The sequence below is a fragment of the Streptomonospora mangrovi genome (assembly GCF_027604915.1).
In the GTDB taxonomy this organism is placed as follows: Bacteria; Actinomycetota; Actinomycetes; order Streptosporangiales; family Streptosporangiaceae; genus Streptomonospora; species Streptomonospora mangrovi.
In genome coordinates, this window is sequence record NZ_JAJAQC010000090.1 from 1 (window position 1) to 14859 (window position 14859).

The window sequence follows — 14859 nt, forward strand, 5'->3', positions numbered from 1 at the left end:
CTTCAACCTGACCTACATCTTCGTGGCCCACGACCTGGCGGTGGTGCGCCAGGTCAGCGACCGCGTCGCGGTCATGCGCAAGGGCAAGATCGTCGAGATCAACGACAGCGACACGGTGTATGAGTCGCCCCAGCACGACTACACCCGCGAGCTGCTGGCCGCCGCGCCCGTGCTCGACCCCACCGAGGCGCGCGAGCTGCGCGCCGAACGCGCCCGGCTGCGCCGCGAGAGCGCCGCGGCCTGACCGACCGCGGCGCCCGGGGTCGCACCGCCCCGGGCGCCGCGCACCCGCGCGGGCGGCCGCCGGTCCGTCCCGGCGGGCTCGGCGCCCGCCCCGGCGGCCACGCGGCCGGACTCAGGGGCGCGCCGCGCCCTCGGCGCCCTCGGCGGGGCGCGCGCCCGCCTGACCGGCGGCGGCCTCCCTCGGCCCGGCGTCCTGCGGCCCGGTGCCCGCCTGGCCGGCGTCCTCGGCCGGGCGGCCCAGCGCCGAGGTGATGTCCCACACCGAGATGATGGTGTGGATCACCAGGAAGGTCGCCAGCGGCTGGAAGAACTGGAGCAGCGCCCGGGTGCGCTCCAGATCGCCCACCGCCCATATCAGCGCGCCCAGGGCGCCCGCGCCCAGCGCCGCCGCCAGGAGCGCGCGCAGCCAGGCCACGGCCTCGGAGCGCACGCGCGCCGGACCGTGCTTGGGCGGCTTCACCGGCGGCGGGCCGCCGGCGAACCGGTGCGCGAACCGGGCGTCGGCCCACGTGATCATGCTGTGCCCGTAGGCCACGGTGAACCCCAGGTACAGCGCGCCCAGCCCGTGGCTGGCGTCGGCGGTGCCGCCCGTCGCAAGGTGGCCCGCGATCACCGCCAGCAGCACCACGTCCAGCACCGGCACCAGCAGCAGCAGGACCGTGCTCAGCCGCCGCATGCGCAGCAGGTAGCGGGCGGACAGGCCGCCCAGCACGAGCACCCAGAACAGGACCTCGCACGCCAGGATCACTCCGACGACCACGGTGAGCCGCCCCCCTTCTCCGACAGGTCGGCTTGACCCTCCCAGGATCGCCGCCGGCGCCCCCGGGCGGATCGTCGGCGGCGACGAGATCGGATACGACCTTCGATGTACGCGCCGACCGCGGCGACATGCTGAGATGGAGCCGTGAGAGCTTGGAGGGCCCTGCTGCGGCGCCGCGAACTGCTGGACCGGCGGATCCTGGGCGGCCGCGTCTACGTCGGCAGCGCGCTGTGGGCGCTGACCGCCTTCGGGGTCGGCCTGCTGGTGTGGGGCGTGGGCGGGTACGTGCACCGCGACGGCGTCGACCCGCACTGGCTGCTGCTGACCCTGGCGGTCAGCTCCTCGCTGATGGCGTTCCGCCGCACCCACCCCGGTCTGGTCCTGCTGCTGTCCACGGTGGTCACCACCGTCGACGCGGTGCTCGGCCCCTCCACCATGGTCGTCTTCAACTACGGGGACGCCTTCTACGCGGTGTGCGCGTGGGGGCGGCGCCGGCTGGCCTACGGCACGCTGGCGGCGGTGCTGGCGGGCGGTGTCGCGGTCACGGCGGCCATGGTCTACCTGCTGCTCATCGGCGAGATCACCTATCCGCTGGCCGTGCTCCAGATGGTCGGCCTCTACGTGCTGGTGTTCGGCAGCCCGGTGACCAGCGGCGTCACCGTGCGCGAGTACCGCAACCGGATGGCGCTGGAGCGGGAGCGCACCGCCCAGGTGCGGCGCATGGCCGAACTCGACCGGCGCAACGCCATCGCCGACGAGCGCGGCCGGGTGGCGCGCGAGCTGCACGACGTCATCGCCAACCACCTCAGCGCCATCGCCGTGCAGTCCACGGCCGCGCTGTCGATGCGCGAGCCCGACCCCGAGCGGGTGCGGCGCATCCTCACCGTGGTGCGCGACAGCAGCCTGCACGGGCTCAGCGAGATGCGCGAGATGATCCGGGTGCTGCGCGACGCCGACGACACCCCCGACCTGGAGGCGGTCACCCCGCGCCTGGCCGACGCCGACCGCCTCTACGCGGCGGCGCGCGAGGCGGGGCTGGAGGTGCGGGTGCGGCGGCGCGGGCGGGTGCGCCCGCTGCCCGGCCCCACCGACGCGGCGGCCTACCGGGTGCTGCAAGAGTCGCTGACCAACGCGCTGCGCTACGCCGACCCCAAACGGGTCGAGGCGGAGCTGGAGTACGTGGCGGCCGGGCGCGGGGCGCGGCTGCGGCTGACCGTGCGCAACCGGGTGGCGGCCGGAGGGCCGGGCGCCGGTGGGGAGGCCGTCGACCCGGTGTGGGCGGCCGAGCACGGCGCGGGCGCGGGGCTGACGGGCATGCGCGAGCGGGTGGACCTGCTCGGCGGGGCGTTCTCCGCCGGTCCGGCGCCGGGGAACGCGGGGGAGTGGCGGGTGTGCGCGGAGTTCCCGCTGCCCGAGGTCGAAGAAGACGTCGGGACTCCGGGGGACGCCGAGGAGGACGGCGGGGCCGTGCGGGACGCCGATGAGGACGCTGCGGCCGTGCGCGACGCCGAGGAGGGCGCCGGCCGGGCCGGCGTCAAGGCTGAGGAGGAGGCGACGTGATCCGGGTCGTGGTGGCCGAGGACCAGTGGGCGGTGCGGTCGGGGCTGGTGATGATCCTGGACTCCGCCCCCGACATCGAGGTGGTGGCCGAGGCCGCCGACGGGGAGGAGGCCGTGGCGGCGGCCCTGCGCGCCCGGCCCGACGTGGTGCTGATGGACGTGCGCATGCCGCGCAAGAACGGCATCACCGCCGCCCGCGAGCTGGCGGGGGAGGGGATCGACGTGCTGATCCTGACGACCTTCGACCTGGACGAGTACGTCTTCGGCGCGCTGCGCGCGGGCGCGGCGGGCTTCCTGCTGAAGAACATCGAGGCCGACGACCTCACCGAGGCGGTGCGGGTGGTCGCCCGGGGCGAGGGCATGATCGCCCCGGCGGTGACGCGTCGGCTCATCCGCGAGTTCGCGGGCGGGGCCGGCGGCGCGGGCGGGGCGGGACGGGCCGGAGGGCTGGGGATGGCCGGACGGGCCAGCAGATCCGGGGGGTTCGGCGCGGCCGGTACCGCCGGGGGCGACGCCGCGGCGATGCAGATCCCCCCGGCGGCCGTGGCCGAGCTGACCCCGCGCGAGAGGGAGGTCCTGGCCCGCGTGGGCGAGGGCCTGTCCAACCGCCAGATCGCCCGGCGGCTCGGGATCACCGAGACCACCACCAAGACCCACGTCAGCCGCATCCTGGCCAAACTCGGCCTCCGCAGCCGGGTCCAGGCCGCCATCGCCGCCCAGGAACTGGGTCTGGCCGAGTAGGCGAGACACGGCGGCGGGACGGCGGCGCCCTGGGCGCCACGCGACGCCGGCGGTGCCGGCGCCGCGCCCGATCCCGCTCCCCCCATGACCGGTGGCCGCGGGCCGGACCCGGCCATAGCCCGGCCAGAGCCCGGCTCGGTCCTAGACCGTGCGCGCCGACGCGGTCAGGGCGTGCAGCAGGGCCTCCAACCCCGCCGTGAACACCGCCTCCGCGTCGGGTTGCACCTCGCGCAGGGCGGTCACGTGCGGGAAGCGGCCGTCGAGGACGGCCGGGCGCTGGACCGGCAGGCCGTTGGCGCGCACCTCGCGCACCACGGAACCCGTGACGTAGGAGTCCAGCGCGGCCGCCGCCCGCACCACCTCCGCGCCTTCGAGCCCGGCCTCGGTGAAGGCGCCGTAGAGCACCTCCAGCGAGCGCAGCGCGGCCTCGGTCTCGGGGCGGCGGTGGATGAACAGGGGCAGCGCCTGGGCGTGGGTGAGCAGGGCGCGGCGGTAGTCGGCGGCCCAGGTGCGCAGCCGCTCGTCCCAGGGCCGGGGGTCGGGCTCGGGCGCCGCCTGCTCGGCCTCGTCGGCCACCCCGTCGGCGTCGGTGTCGGCATCGCCGTCTCCGTTGGGCGCCCAGCGCGCGACGTCGCTGACGTAGGCCACGATGGCGTCGAACAGTTGCTCCTTGCCCAGGGGGAAGTGGTGGTAGATGGCCATGGCCTCCACCTCAAGGGCGTCGCCCAGCCGGCGCATGGTCAGGCGGCGCAGGCCCTGGCCGTCGATGATGCGGAGGGCTTCGGTGATGATGCGGTCCTCGGTCAGACCGGCGTTGTTTCGGCTCACGGCGGCCCATCCTAGGATTACTTTGTAAGGTTGGCGTTCCGAAACGCCGAACCCCTCGCCAGGTGATCTTGCCCACCTCTAAAGTGGAGCCTCGACACCCCCATCAACGGAGCACTCCGAAACACCCGGACCACCCCCCTAGTAGCCCACACACGATCAGGAGCGAACATGGCCCTGGCAGGCCGGAAAGTCGACGACGCGGCGCGCCGCCGCTTTGCCGAAGACCAGCAGACCGCCGAGCGCCTCCCCGACCTGGTGCGCGCGGTCGCCGAGGCCGAGGAGGCGCTGGAGCGCGCCCAGCGCGAGGACGCCGACTACGCCGAACTCCACCGGCTCGGCGTGGCCCTGGACTCCGCCCTCACCGACGCCATGCGCGCGGCCTACGCCCAGGAGCGGGTGCTGATCGGCCCGCGCGGCTACGTCGACCGCATCTACCGGCGCAAGCGGCTGGCCACCCCCAAGGTCCGCCACGCCACCGAGACCGCCGAGCGGCTGCTGACCGCCCGCGAGCACCACCGCCTGCACGGGATCGAGCGGCTGCCGCGCAACCCCGCCGCCGTCTGAGAGGCGTGCGCCGGTTGCGGCGCGGTGGGATGATCGGAAAGCAGGCGTTCCACGCACGCCACAGGCATTGCACGTTACAGGGAGTGGGGGCGAGGATGCCGGATGCGATCCGCATCGACCCGTCGTCAAAGGTTCCCCCGTATGAGCAGATACGGGCGTCGGTGGCCAACGCGGCGGCACGGGGCGAGCTTCCCGTCGGCTACAAGCTGCCGACGGTCCGCGCCCTGGCCGGGCGGCTGAAGGTCGCGGTCAACACCGTGGCGCGCGCCTACCGGGAGTTGGAGCAGGCCGGGGTCGTGGAGACCCGCGGCCGGTCGGGCACGTTCATCGCCGCCAACGGCGACGAGCAGCGGGCCGAGGCCGTGGCCGCCGCGCGCGCCTACGCCAGTGTGATCTCCAAACTGGGGCTGGAGCGCGACGAGGCGCTCGACATCGTCCGCGCGGCGCTGCGCGGCTGAGCGGGGCCGGCGGGGCGGTGCCGCCGCCCCGACGGCGCGGCCGGCCGCGCGGGCGCGCGGTGCCGCGCTGTCGTCAGCGGCGCCCGCCCGCCACGGAGACCACGTAGAACACCAGCAGCCCCACCCAGGCCAGGACCACCCCCGCGGCGCCCATGAAGGAGCCGCCGATGGCCGACAGGGGGATGGCGAACACCATCGCCAGCAGCCCCATGACCAGCCGGGGGTTGGAGCCGAACCCGCCGGGTTCGGTCCCCGGGGCGGCCGGGGCGCGCCGCTCCTCGGCGAGGCGGGCGCTGACGCGCTCGTCAACGGTGCGCTCCAGGCGCTCCACGATGGCGGCGGCCAGCGCGTCGTCGTAGTCGGGGCCGAGTTCGCGGCCGGCCTTGAGCGAGGCCGCGATGTCGGCGGCGGGGGAGTCGGCGGCGGGGACGCCGGTGCCCGCGGGCGGCGCGGGGTGCGCGGCCACGTGCGGGGCGGTCGGCGGTTCGGTGCCGGTGCTGACGTCGGCCGGGGCGGGGGACTGCTCTGCTGCCATGGGATCGATTGTGGCCGAACGCGCGCAGCGGCGGCGCGCGGGGGGCTGTTTCTCCGGGTAATCCCAGGGGCGCCCCTGAGGGCGGCGGCCCTTCGGGGGCGGGGGTGCGCGCACGCCGCGGCCCCCCCCCCCGGGGGGGGGGCGGGGGGGCCGCGGGGGGGGGGTTGTGGGCGAAGGGGGGGCCCGCCCCCGCGCCCCCGCGCCCGGGCTGGGGCGCGGGGCCGCGGCGGTGTCGTCTTGTCCGGAAAGGGGGGCGCCGGGGCGCCGCCCGGCCGGGCTAGCTGGCGAAGTCGAGGAGCTGCTGCGCCCGGCTGGGGTGCCGCAGCTTCGACAGGGACTGCTTCTCGAGCTGCCGGATGCGTTCGCGGGTCAGCCCGAGGTGCTTGCCGATCTCGTCGAGGGTGCGCGGCCGGCCGTCCATGAGGCCGAACCGCAGGGACATGATCGTGGCCTCGCGCGGTTCGAGGTCCTCCAGCGCCCGGCGGAGCTGGTCGGCCATGAGCTGGCGGTCGACCACCTCCGAGGCCTCGGAGGCGTCGATGTCCTCGATGAGGTCGCCGATGCGGGTCTCGCCGTCCTCGCCGATGGTGGAGTCGAGGCTGATGGGCTGGCGGGTGACGCGCAGCAGCTCCTCGATCTGCGACGGGGTCTTGTCCAGCTCGACGGCCAGTTCCTCGGGCGTGGGTTCGCGGCCGAGGGTCTGGTGCATGTCGCGCTCCAGGCGGCTGACCTTGCTCAGCAGCTCCAGGACGTGCACGGGCAGGCGGATGGTGCGCGCGGAGTCGGCGAAACCGCGCTGTATGGCCTGGCGGATCCACCACATGGCGTAGGTGGAGAACTTGAAGCCCTTGGTGTAGTCGAACTTCTCGACGGCGCGGATCAGGCCGAGGTTGCCCTCCTGGACGACGTCGAGCAGGGACATGCCGCGGTCGCTGTACTTCTTGGCGACCGAGACCACCAGGCGGAGGTTGGCCTCCAGCATGTGCTGCTTGGCGCGGCGGCCGTCCTCGGCGATCTCGGTGAGGTCGGCGCGCTCGGTGTCGGAGAGTTCGGCGGGGTCGGCGTCGGACTCCTCCAGCAGGCCGAGGCGGTACTCGGCGTACAGGCCGGCCTCGATCCGCTTGGCGAGGTCGACCTCCTCCTCGGCGGTGAGGAGCTGGCGGCGGCCGATGGCCTTGAGGTAGGTGTGGACGGAGTCGCCCATGGCGGGGGACTGGTCGTCCAGGTCGGCCTCGGGGCCGTCGGGCTCGGCCGCGGTGCCCGGGGCGGGACCGCCGGATTTGGCGGGCTCGGTGTCCGCGGGCGCGGAGTCGAGCGCGTCTTCCAGCGCCTCGTCCTCGACGTCGGCGTCCACGGACTCCACCGCTGCGGCGTCGCCGCCCCCGTTGGCGAGCCGCACTCCGGCGTCGGTGAGTTCACGCAGGATGGAGCGGCCGTCGGCCGGGCTGATGCCCGCCGCGGAGAACGCGGCGCGAAGCTCCGCAAGGGACAGGTGTCCCTGGGAGCGCCCCCGGGTGATCAGCTCGTCCAGCGCCGCGGACGCGACGGTCCGGCCGTCGGCGTTCTGCGCCACCGTGGGAGAAGTGGCTAGGGCAGTGCGCGACATGGAGGCACCTCCCTCCCTTCCAAGACGTCAGGCGCGTGGCGGTAAGGAGTCCGCCGTGTTCGCGCGCCAATATGTCTAACGTGTCAGAGAGTCAAATGTTCCCGGTCTCGATTGGATCTCGCCGGACGTGGTCTAGGTCACGGTCTGAGGTGGCGTGGTCGGGTCCGCCGAGGGGGTAGTGGCCCGGCCGTCCGCGCGGCCCCCCGTGGCGCCCGTGGGCACCGGCGGTGGGTGGCGCCGCTCTCCTTCGCGGGGTTGGTTCGGTGCTCTGGTAGACGCCTGTTCGACGCGGGAAGTTCCCTCGGCGGCCGATCCGTTGCCGGGCGGGGCCGGCGCACCCGCTTCCGTCTTCGGTTGTGGCGGCCCCTGTCGGAGCGAGGGCCGCCCCTGTCCGGCTGCCCGCGTCGGGCGGGGTCAATCGCGGGCGGCGGGTGCGCCGCGCAGGGCGACCAGGTCGGGCTTGCCGGAGGCCAGCAGGGGCAGGGCGGCGCGCACGTCGAGTTCGCGGGGGGCGGCGTAGGCGGGCAGGTGGCGGCGGACGTGGTCGCGCACCTCGGCCAGTTCGGGGGGCGCGGCGGGGTCGGCGGGGACCACCACGGCGGTGACGCGCTGGCCCCACTCGGGGTCGGGGCGGCCCACCACGACGGCGTCGCTGACGGAGTCCATGTCCAGCAGGAGCGCGGCGACGTCGCCGGCCACGACCTTGTGGCCGCCGGTGTTGATGACGTCGTCGAGGCGTCCGCGCACCCGCAGCCGGCCGTCGGAGTCGAGGGTGCCCAGGTCGCTGGTGGTGAACCAGCGGGTGCCGTCGGGGTCGGTGCGGGTGTGGGCGGCGGTGGCGGCGGGGTCCAGGCGGTAGCCGTGGAAGAGGGTGGGGCCGGCCAGCAGGATGCGGCCGTCGTCGTCCAGGCGCGTGCGCACCCCCTCCAGGGGGCGGCCGTCGTAGACGCAGCCGCCGCTGGTCTCGCTCATGCCGTAGGTGGTGACCACGGTGGCGCCGGCGGAGCGGGCGGCGGCGAGCAGGCCCTCGGGCGCGGCGGCGCCGCCCAGCAGGATGGTGTTGAAGGCGGAGAGGTCGGCGCCGGCGGCCAGCAGCCGGTGCAGTTGGGTGGGCACCAGGGAGACGTGGGGGCGGTGGCGGCGGGCGGCGGCCATGGCGGTGTCGGGGTCGAAGCGCGCGTGGATCGGCCGGGCGCCGGTGGCCAGGGCGCGGACCAGGACGAGCAGGCCGGAGATGTGGGCGGGGGGCAGCAGGCACAGCCAGGGGTCGGCGGGGCGGGCGCCGATGCGGGCCAGGCTCGCGCGCACCGAGGCGGTGAGGGCGCTCGCGGTGAGTTCGACGCCCTTGGGCGCGCCGGTGGAGCCGGAGGTGGCGATGGTGACGGCGACGTCCTCGGCCGTGGGTGCGGGGTCGGCCAGCGCGGTGGTGCCCTCGGGGGTGCGCAGGGCGGCCGGGCGCATGGTGGCCAGGATGCGGGCCAGCCGGGGCGGCGGGGTGTCGGGGTCCAGGGGCAGCAGGGCCGGGCCGGTGCCCTCCAGCGCGTCGGAGAGCAGGTCGGTCAGGCGGCCGGGGTCCAGGCCCATCACCGCGTGCAGGGGTCGGTTCGCCACGGCCTCCACGGTAGCGCCGGGTGAGCGTGCCGGTGAGGGCGGGTGCGGAGGCCACCGCGCGTGCCGTGGTGTGCGGGGGAGCGATTAGGGTTGGCCTTCGGCGGTTTTCCGGTGCCCTGGTTCCGCTTCGCGGGTGGCCCGCGGCGCAGGGCGCGGGTCCGCGCTGTGTGTAGACCGACGGCGGCGCAAGGGAGATGACGACAGGCGTGAGCGGCGTGAAATGGCAGCGGTCCGGTGAGTACACCGACATCATCTACGAGACCGCCGAGGGGATCGCCAAGATCACGATCAACCGGCCCGAGCGGCACAACGCGTTCCGCCCGCAGACCCTGTTCGAGTTGCAGGACGCCTTCAACGTCGCCCGCGACGACTCCGAGGTCGGCGTGATCATCTTCACCGGCGCCGGGGACCGCGCGTTCTGCTCGGGCGGGGACCAGAAGATCCGCGGCGACGACGGCTACATGGGCGACGACGCGGTGGCGCGCCAGGGCATCGGGCGGCTCAACGTCCTGGACCTCCAGGTGCAGATCCGCCGCCTGCCCAAGCCGGTCATCGCGATGGTGGCCGGTTACGCCATCGGCGGCGGGCACGTGCTGCACGTGTGCTGCGACCTGACGGTGGCCGCCGACAACGCCCGCTTCGGCCAGACCGGTCCCAAGGTGGGCTCCTTCGACGGCGGCTACGGCTCCTGGCTGCTGGCCCAGACCGTGGGGCTGAAGAAGGCGCGCGAGATCTGGTATCTGTGCCGGCAGTACAGCGCCCAGGAGGCGCTGGACATGGGCCTGGTCAACACGGTCGTTCCGCTGGAGCGGCTGGAGGAGGAGACCGTGGCCTGGGCGCGGGAGATGCTGGAGAAGTCGCCGCTGGCGCTGCGCATGCTCAAGGGCGCGATCAACGCGGTGAGCGACGGCGCGGCGGGCATGCAGCAGTTCGCCGGCGACGCCACGATGCTCTACTACATGAGCGAGGAGGCCCAGGAGGGCCGCGACGCGTTCAAGGAGAAGCGCCGCCCCGAGTTCGAGCGCTTCCCCCGCCGTCCGTAGGCGGGTGCGGCGGCGCGGGGCGCGGCGCCCCGCGCCGCCGGGGCCGGCCGCGGCCCCGGGGTGATCAGGAGGGGCGGTTGTGGCGATGGGCCTGGCGGGCTTCGCCGAGGCGCGGGCGTTCGCGGTGCCGATGCGGACGCGGTTTCGCGGTGTCACGGTGCGCGAGGGGCTGCTGGTGCGCGGCGCGGCGGGGTGGGGGGAGTTCTCGCCGTTCGCCGAGTACGGGCCCCGGGAGTGCGCGCGGTGGTGGGCGGCGTGCGTGGAGGCGGCCCAGGAGGGCTGGCCCGATCCGGTGCGCGCGTCGGTGCCGGTCAACGTGACGGTTCCGGCGGTGGGCCCCGAGGAGGCGGCGCGGATCGTCGCCGAGGGGGGCTGCGCCACCGCCAAGGTGAAGGTGGCCGAGCGCGGCCAGGACCCGGCTGAGGACATCGCCCGCGTGGAGGCGGTGCGCGCGGCCATCGGCCCGGCGGGGCGGGTGCGGGTGGACGCCAACGGCGCCTGGGACGTCGACACCGCCGTGCGGATGGTGCGCGCGCTGGACCGCTTCGGACTGGAGTACGTGGAGCAGCCGTGCGCGACGCTGGAGGAGCTGGCGCGCGTGCGGCGGCGGGTGGAGGTCCCGGTGGCCGCCGACGAGTCGGTGCGCCGGGCCGAGGACCCGCTGCGGGTGCGGGCGGCGGGCGCCGCCGACATCGTGGTGCTGAAGGTGCAGCCGCTGGGCGGGGTGCGCGCGGCCCTGCGGGTGGCCGAGGCGTGCGGGCTGCCGGTGGTGGTCTCCAGTGCCGTGGAGACCTCGGTGGGCCTGGCGGCCGGGGTGGCGCTGGCCGCGGCGCTGCCCGAGCTGCCCTACGCGTGCGGGCTGGCGACCGCCCGGTTGCTGGCGGGCGACGTGTGCGCCGACCCGCTGATGCCGGTGGCGGGGGAGCTGCCGGTGCGCCGCCCCGAGGTCGAGGAGGGGCGGCTGGCGGCGGTGGAGGCCGACGCGGGGCCGTGGCTGGCGCGCGCGGAGGCGGCGCGGCGCGCGGGGGAATCGGCTGGGGAAGCGGCCGGGGAAGCCGCCGGGGAAGCCGCCGGGGAGCAGGGCCGGTGAGCGGTTTTGGCCGCGCTCGCGGTGGTTCGTGTGATACCGGGTAAGGCGGGGGAGAAGACCGCGCCGGGTGCCGGGAGCGGCGGCGCGGCGTTCCGGGTCCGCCGGTGCGGGGGTTCCGGTCGCCGCGCGGGGGCGTTGCGCGGCGTCTGGGGATGATTGCCCCATCGGTGCGGGTTGCAGGCGTGGGAGCCGGGTGAGGCCGCCGGGGGAGGGGCGCGGAATCCCGGTGCGGCAGGGGGGTCGCGGGGGCGGCGCCGCGGCCGCGGGCTGAGGGGGACGGGCGCGTCCCCGCCGCCGGGCCGACCGAATCGCGTCGGCCGGCTCCGCCGATACTGGTACACACGTGACGAACTAGAGAGACCGCATGAACCCGTCTACCGCCCTGGCGCGCGTCCTCGTCGACGAGCTGGCCCGTTGCGGGCTGACCGAGGCCGTCGTCGCGCCGGGGTCGCGCTCCACGCCGCTGGCGATGGCGCTGGCCGCCCATCCCGCCGTGCGCGTGCACGTGCGCATCGACGAGCGCTCCGCGTCGTTCCTGGCGCTGGGGCTGGCCCGTGCCGAGCGCCGGCCGGTGGCGCTGGTGTGCACCTCGGGCACCGCGGCGGCCAACTTCCACCCGGCGGTGCTGGAGGCCGACCAGAGCGGGGTGCCGCTGCTGATCCTCACGGCCGACCGCCCGCCGGAGCTGCGCGACACCGGCGCCAACCAGACGGTGGACCAGATCGACCTCTACGGGTCGGCGGTGCGGATGTTCACCGAGGTCGGCACGCCCGAGCCGGTGCCGGGCATGGTGGCCTACTGGCGGTCGCTGGCGTGCAGAGCCTGGGGCGCGGCGGTGGCCGAGCGGCCCGGGGCGGTGCACCTGAACCTGGCCTTCCGCGAACCGCTGGTGCCCGAGGAGCCCGCGAGCGCCGACCCCTGCGCCGACCCCGCCGCCGCGGGCTGGCCCGAGCCGCTGGCCGGGCGGGAGCGGGGGCGGCCCTGGATCGCCGCCGGGGGGCCGCCGACCGAGCCCCCGGCCGTGGAGCTGCCGCCGGTGGAGCGCGGCGCGATCGTCTGCGGCGACGGCGACTACGACCCCATCCCGTTCCTGGCCCTGGCGGCGGCCACCGGGTGGCCGCTGCTGGCCGAGCCCACCTCCAACGCCCGCCGCGCCGAGGCGGTGTCCACCTACCGCCACCTGCTGGCCTCGCCGGAGTTCGCCGCCGCCCACGAGCCCGAACTGGTCGTGAGCGTGGGCCGCCCGGGGCTGTCCCGCCAGCTCATGGCCTACCTGAAGCGGGCGCGCCGGCACGTGGTGGTGGGCCCGGCCCGCGGCTTCGCCGACCCCCAGCGCACCGCCACCGACGTGGTGCCCGCCGTGGCGCCGCCGGCCGGCGCCGACCCCGACACCGCCTGGGCGCGGTCCTGGCGGCGGGCCGAGGCGCGGGCGCGCGCGGCCCTGGACCGCGTGCTGGACGGCGAGGACGCCCTCAGCGAGGTCCGCCTGGCCCGCGACCTGGCCGCGCAGTTGCCCAACGGGTCGCTGCTGTTCGCCGGGTCGAGCATGCCCATACGCGACCTGGACGCGGCGATGAGCCCGCGCTGCGGCGCCCGCGTCATCGGCAACCGGGGGGTCAGCGGGATCGACGGCACGGTGTCCACGGCGGTGGGTGCGGCGCTGGCCCACCAGCGCGCCGGCGGCGGCGGGGCGTTCGCGCTGCTGGGCGACCTGGCGCTGCTGCACGACCAGAACGGCCTGGTCATCGGGCCGGGCGAGCCCCGCCCCGAGTTGTGCGTGGTGGTGGTCAACAACGACGGCGGCGGCATCTTCTCCGGTCTGGAGCAGGCCGGGCACCCCGACTTCGAGCGGCTGTTCGGCACCCCCCACGGGGTGTCGATGGAGCGGGTGGCGGCCATGGCCGAACTGCCCTACACCCGCCTGGAGTGGGCCACCGACCTGCCCAAGGCGCTGCTGGGCGAGGGCCTGCGGCTGGTGGAGGTGCGCACCGGGCGCGGGGAGTCCGCCGCGCTGCGGCGCCGTCTCCAGCAGGCGGTGGACGCGGCGCTGGCGGCCTGAGGGCCGTCCGGCTGAGCGGCGAGTGACGCGGGGCGTCTTTCTGGTGCCGACGGGGCACGGCACGGCCCGCCTGAAGGTGCCGGAGTCCGCCGGAGCGCGTGGGAGTCCCGCCCGGCGCTGCGCCGGTTGTGCGGGCGGTGTGCCGTTGTCGGCGTCCTGCTAGCGTCGGGGCGATGCGCTACGTGCTCCATCTCACCGGCCTGTCCCACTGGCGCGCCGGCACCGGTCCCCTCACCCCCGACTCCCTGGAGCGCGAGGGGTTCGTGCACGCCTCACCTGACGAGGCGACCGTGCTGGCCGTGGCCGACGCCCTCTACGCCGACGCGACCGAGCCCCAGGTGGTGCTGGTCGTGGACACCGAGCGGGTGGAGGCGCCGGTGCGCTGGGAGCCGCCCGCGCCCGCGCCCCCGCCCGGCGCGGCGGCGGACGCCCTGTTCCCGCACATCTACGGCCCCATCCCGCGCGCGGCCGTGGCCGAGGTGCGCTACGCCCGCCGCGACCACCGGGGCTCCTACGTGGCGGTGGAGCGGCGCGGCCCCACGGCCGAGCACTTGGACCTGCTGCCCCACCCCGAGGGCGGCTGGTACGCCGCCACATGGCGGGCACCGGCCGCCGTGCGGCCGGAGGGATACGGCGGTGAGCGGGCCACCGCCACCGCGATCCACTACCTGCTGCACCCGGGGGAGTCCTCGCGCTGGCACCGGGTGCGCTCGGACGAGGTGTGGGTGTTCAACCGGGGCGGACCGCTGGAGTTGGCCCTGGGCGGCGCGGGATCGCGGCCGTCGGCCGCGCCCGAGCGGGTGGTGCTGGGCACCGACATCGCGGCCGGACAGCGCCTCCAGGCGGTGGTGCCGGGCGGCACCTGGCAGTCCGCGCGCCCGGTGGAGCCCCGGGAGGCACGAGAGACCCGGGAGGGGCAGGAGCCTGGGGAGGGGCAGGAGGCTCCGGTGGCGGAGGAGGCGCTGGTGACGTGCGTGGTGTCGCCCGGTTTCGACTTCGCCGACTTCGAGGTGTGGGAGGAGAGCTAGCGCACTGGGGGAGTTGGGCCACTGGGGAAGGCCGCCGAGGGGGTCCGGGCGCGCGGTCACCGGTCAGCGCGCCGGTGGTGGGGGTGGGCGACGGGGCAGCGAGGCGAAGTCCAGCCCCGGGCCGCGATCACCGTTACTCGGGGCGGGTGGCCGAGGTGGGCGACGAGGCGGCGAGGCGAGCCGCAGGCCCGGGCCGCGATCACCGGTACTCGGGGCGAGTGGTCAAGGTGGGCGACGAGGCAGCGACGGCGGCGGAGGGTTTGGGCAGGACGTCATCGGCCGCGCGCCGGTGGCCGAGGTCGTCAACGAGGCACCGACGGCGGCGGGTGGCTCGGGCGCGCGGTCATCGGGCAGCGGGGCGGGTGGTCCAGGTAGCGACGGGGCGCCGAAGTGGGGCGCGGGGCCGGGCGCGCGGTCAGCGGCGCCTGGGCGGATGGTCGCGGTGGCGACGGGTGCGGCAGGGGCGGCGGGGGCGACTGACCGGGCGCGTGCCGGGGGTTCGCGGCGCGGGCACGGCTCGAAGTGGCCCGGCGGAGAGGCGGAAGGGATCAAACCCGCACCTCGTCTGCGCGCGGCGGGGCGTTTCCGGTGGGTTCTAGTTTTTGTCGCGACAGTGTGGTCTGTGATGGAAAGGGGGGCGGGGATGCCGGGGCGCCGGTTGAGTGTGGCCGAGCGCGAGGAGATCGCCGTGGGAATCGCCGCCGGTGAGAGCATCGCTGAGATCGCGCAGCGCA

The 14859-nt window shown here is 75.9% G+C and carries 15 protein-coding genes; 10 read left to right on the forward strand and 5 right to left on the reverse strand.

Annotation, left to right across the window (positions count from 1 at the left end; all coding sequences use genetic code 11):
- On the forward strand, positions 1-244 hold a 244-nt coding region (locus tag LG943_RS26760), incomplete at its 5' end, for an ABC transporter ATP-binding protein (RefSeq protein WP_456340063.1).
- Between the two features lie 111 nt (positions 245-355).
- Here LG943_RS26760 and LG943_RS26765 read toward each other — a convergent pair.
- Entirely contained in the window at positions 356-1003 is a 648-nt protein-coding gene (locus LG943_RS26765; RefSeq protein ID WP_270075160.1) for a hypothetical protein, read from the reverse strand.
- Between the two features lie 144 nt (positions 1004-1147).
- Here LG943_RS26765 and LG943_RS26770 point away from each other — a divergent pair, with 144 nt between their 5' ends.
- Entirely contained in the window at positions 1148-2563 is a 1416-nt protein-coding gene (locus tag LG943_RS26770) for a sensor histidine kinase (RefSeq protein ID WP_270075161.1), read from the forward strand.
- On the forward strand, positions 2560-3303 hold the full coding sequence (locus LG943_RS26775; RefSeq protein ID WP_270075162.1) for a response regulator: 744 nt from the start codon (positions 2560-2562) through the stop codon (positions 3301-3303). Before LG943_RS26770 ends, LG943_RS26775 begins: the two co-directional genes overlap by 4 nt.
- Positions 3304-3444: 141 nt before the next feature.
- Here LG943_RS26775 and LG943_RS26780 read toward each other — a convergent pair whose 3' ends face one another.
- A complete protein-coding gene (locus LG943_RS26780) occupies positions 3445-4131 on the reverse strand; it encodes a TetR/AcrR family transcriptional regulator (protein WP_270075163.1) in 687 nt (228 codons plus the stop codon).
- A gap of 168 nt (positions 4132-4299) precedes the next feature.
- On the opposite strand from LG943_RS26780, the gene LG943_RS26785 reads away from it, so the two are divergent.
- Positions 4300-4695, forward strand: a complete 396-nt coding sequence (locus LG943_RS26785; RefSeq protein ID WP_270075164.1) for a hypothetical protein — start codon at positions 4300-4302, stop codon at positions 4693-4695.
- A gap of 95 nt (positions 4696-4790) precedes the next feature.
- The gene (locus LG943_RS26790) at positions 4791-5153 is read left to right on the forward strand and encodes a GntR family transcriptional regulator (RefSeq protein ID WP_270075165.1); all 363 of its coding nucleotides are present in this window, start codon (positions 4791-4793) and stop codon (positions 5151-5153) included.
- 73 nt (positions 5154-5226) lie between these two features.
- Here LG943_RS26790 and LG943_RS26795 read toward each other — a convergent pair whose 3' ends face one another.
- The 3 genes from LG943_RS26795 to LG943_RS26805 form a co-directional block, all read right to left on the reverse strand.
- Positions 5227-5688: a hypothetical protein gene (locus LG943_RS26795; RefSeq protein WP_270075166.1), complete on the reverse strand. Its 462-nt coding sequence runs from the start codon at positions 5686-5688 to the stop codon at positions 5227-5229.
- Between the two features lie 277 nt (positions 5689-5965).
- A complete protein-coding gene (locus tag LG943_RS26800) occupies positions 5966-7294 on the reverse strand; it encodes an RNA polymerase sigma factor (protein ID WP_179765736.1) in 1329 nt (442 codons plus the stop codon).
- Positions 7295-7708: 414 nt separating this feature from the next.
- Positions 7709-8878 (reverse strand): AMP-binding protein, encoded by a 1170-nt coding sequence (locus LG943_RS26805; RefSeq protein WP_408648663.1) that lies wholly within the window; start codon positions 8876-8878, stop codon positions 7709-7711.
- A gap of 221 nt (positions 8879-9099) precedes the next feature.
- Between LG943_RS26805 and menB the strand changes: the two genes are divergently transcribed.
- The 5 genes from menB to LG943_RS27805 form a co-directional block, all read left to right on the forward strand.
- On the forward strand, positions 9100-9948 hold the full coding sequence (gene menB, locus LG943_RS26810) for a 1,4-dihydroxy-2-naphthoyl-CoA synthase (protein WP_270075168.1): 849 nt from the start codon (positions 9100-9102) through the stop codon (positions 9946-9948).
- Positions 9949-10033: 85 nt separating this feature from the next.
- Complete coding sequence (locus LG943_RS26815; protein ID WP_270075171.1) at positions 10034-11038, forward strand: o-succinylbenzoate synthase; 1005 nt, start codon at positions 10034-10036, stop codon at positions 11036-11038.
- 364 nt (positions 11039-11402) lie between these two features.
- Positions 11403-13097, forward strand: a complete 1695-nt coding sequence (gene menD, locus LG943_RS26820; protein ID WP_270075169.1) for a 2-succinyl-5-enolpyruvyl-6-hydroxy-3-cyclohexene-1-carboxylic-acid synthase — start codon at positions 11403-11405, stop codon at positions 13095-13097.
- Positions 13098-13270: 173 nt separating this feature from the next.
- Positions 13271-14125, forward strand: a complete 855-nt coding sequence (locus LG943_RS26825) for a cupin domain-containing protein (RefSeq protein WP_270075170.1) — start codon at positions 13271-13273, stop codon at positions 14123-14125.
- Between the two features lie 643 nt (positions 14126-14768).
- Positions 14769-14859: helix-turn-helix domain-containing protein (locus tag LG943_RS27805; protein ID WP_408648533.1), on the forward strand; the 91-nt coding region annotated here is incomplete at its 3' end.

Bases quoted from the DNA above. Each gene is read 5' to 3' on its own strand.
- LG943_RS26785 (WP_270075164.1), top strand. From the start codon at position 4,300: ATGGCCCTGGCAGGCCGGAAAGTCGACGACGCGGCGCGCCGCCGCTTT.
- LG943_RS26790 (WP_270075165.1), top strand. From the start codon at position 4,791: ATGCCGGATGCGATCCGCATCGACCCGTCGTCAAAGGTTCCCCCGTAT.
- LG943_RS26795 (WP_270075166.1), bottom strand. From the start codon at position 5,688: ATGGCAGCAGAGCAGTCCCCCGCCCCGGCCGACGTCAGCACCGGCACC.
- LG943_RS26800 (WP_179765736.1), bottom strand. From the start codon at position 7,294: ATGTCGCGCACTGCCCTAGCCACTTCTCCCACGGTGGCGCAGAACGCC.
- LG943_RS26805 (WP_408648663.1), bottom strand. From the start codon at position 8,878: ATGGGCCTGGACCCCGGCCGCCTGACCGACCTGCTCTCCGACGCGCTG.
- menB (WP_270075168.1), top strand. From the start codon at position 9,100: ATGACGACAGGCGTGAGCGGCGTGAAATGGCAGCGGTCCGGTGAGTAC.
- LG943_RS26815 (WP_270075171.1), top strand. From the start codon at position 10,034: ATGGGCCTGGCGGGCTTCGCCGAGGCGCGGGCGTTCGCGGTGCCGATG.
- menD (WP_270075169.1), top strand. From the start codon at position 11,403: ATGAACCCGTCTACCGCCCTGGCGCGCGTCCTCGTCGACGAGCTGGCC.
- LG943_RS26825 (WP_270075170.1), top strand. From the start codon at position 13,271: ATGCGCTACGTGCTCCATCTCACCGGCCTGTCCCACTGGCGCGCCGGC.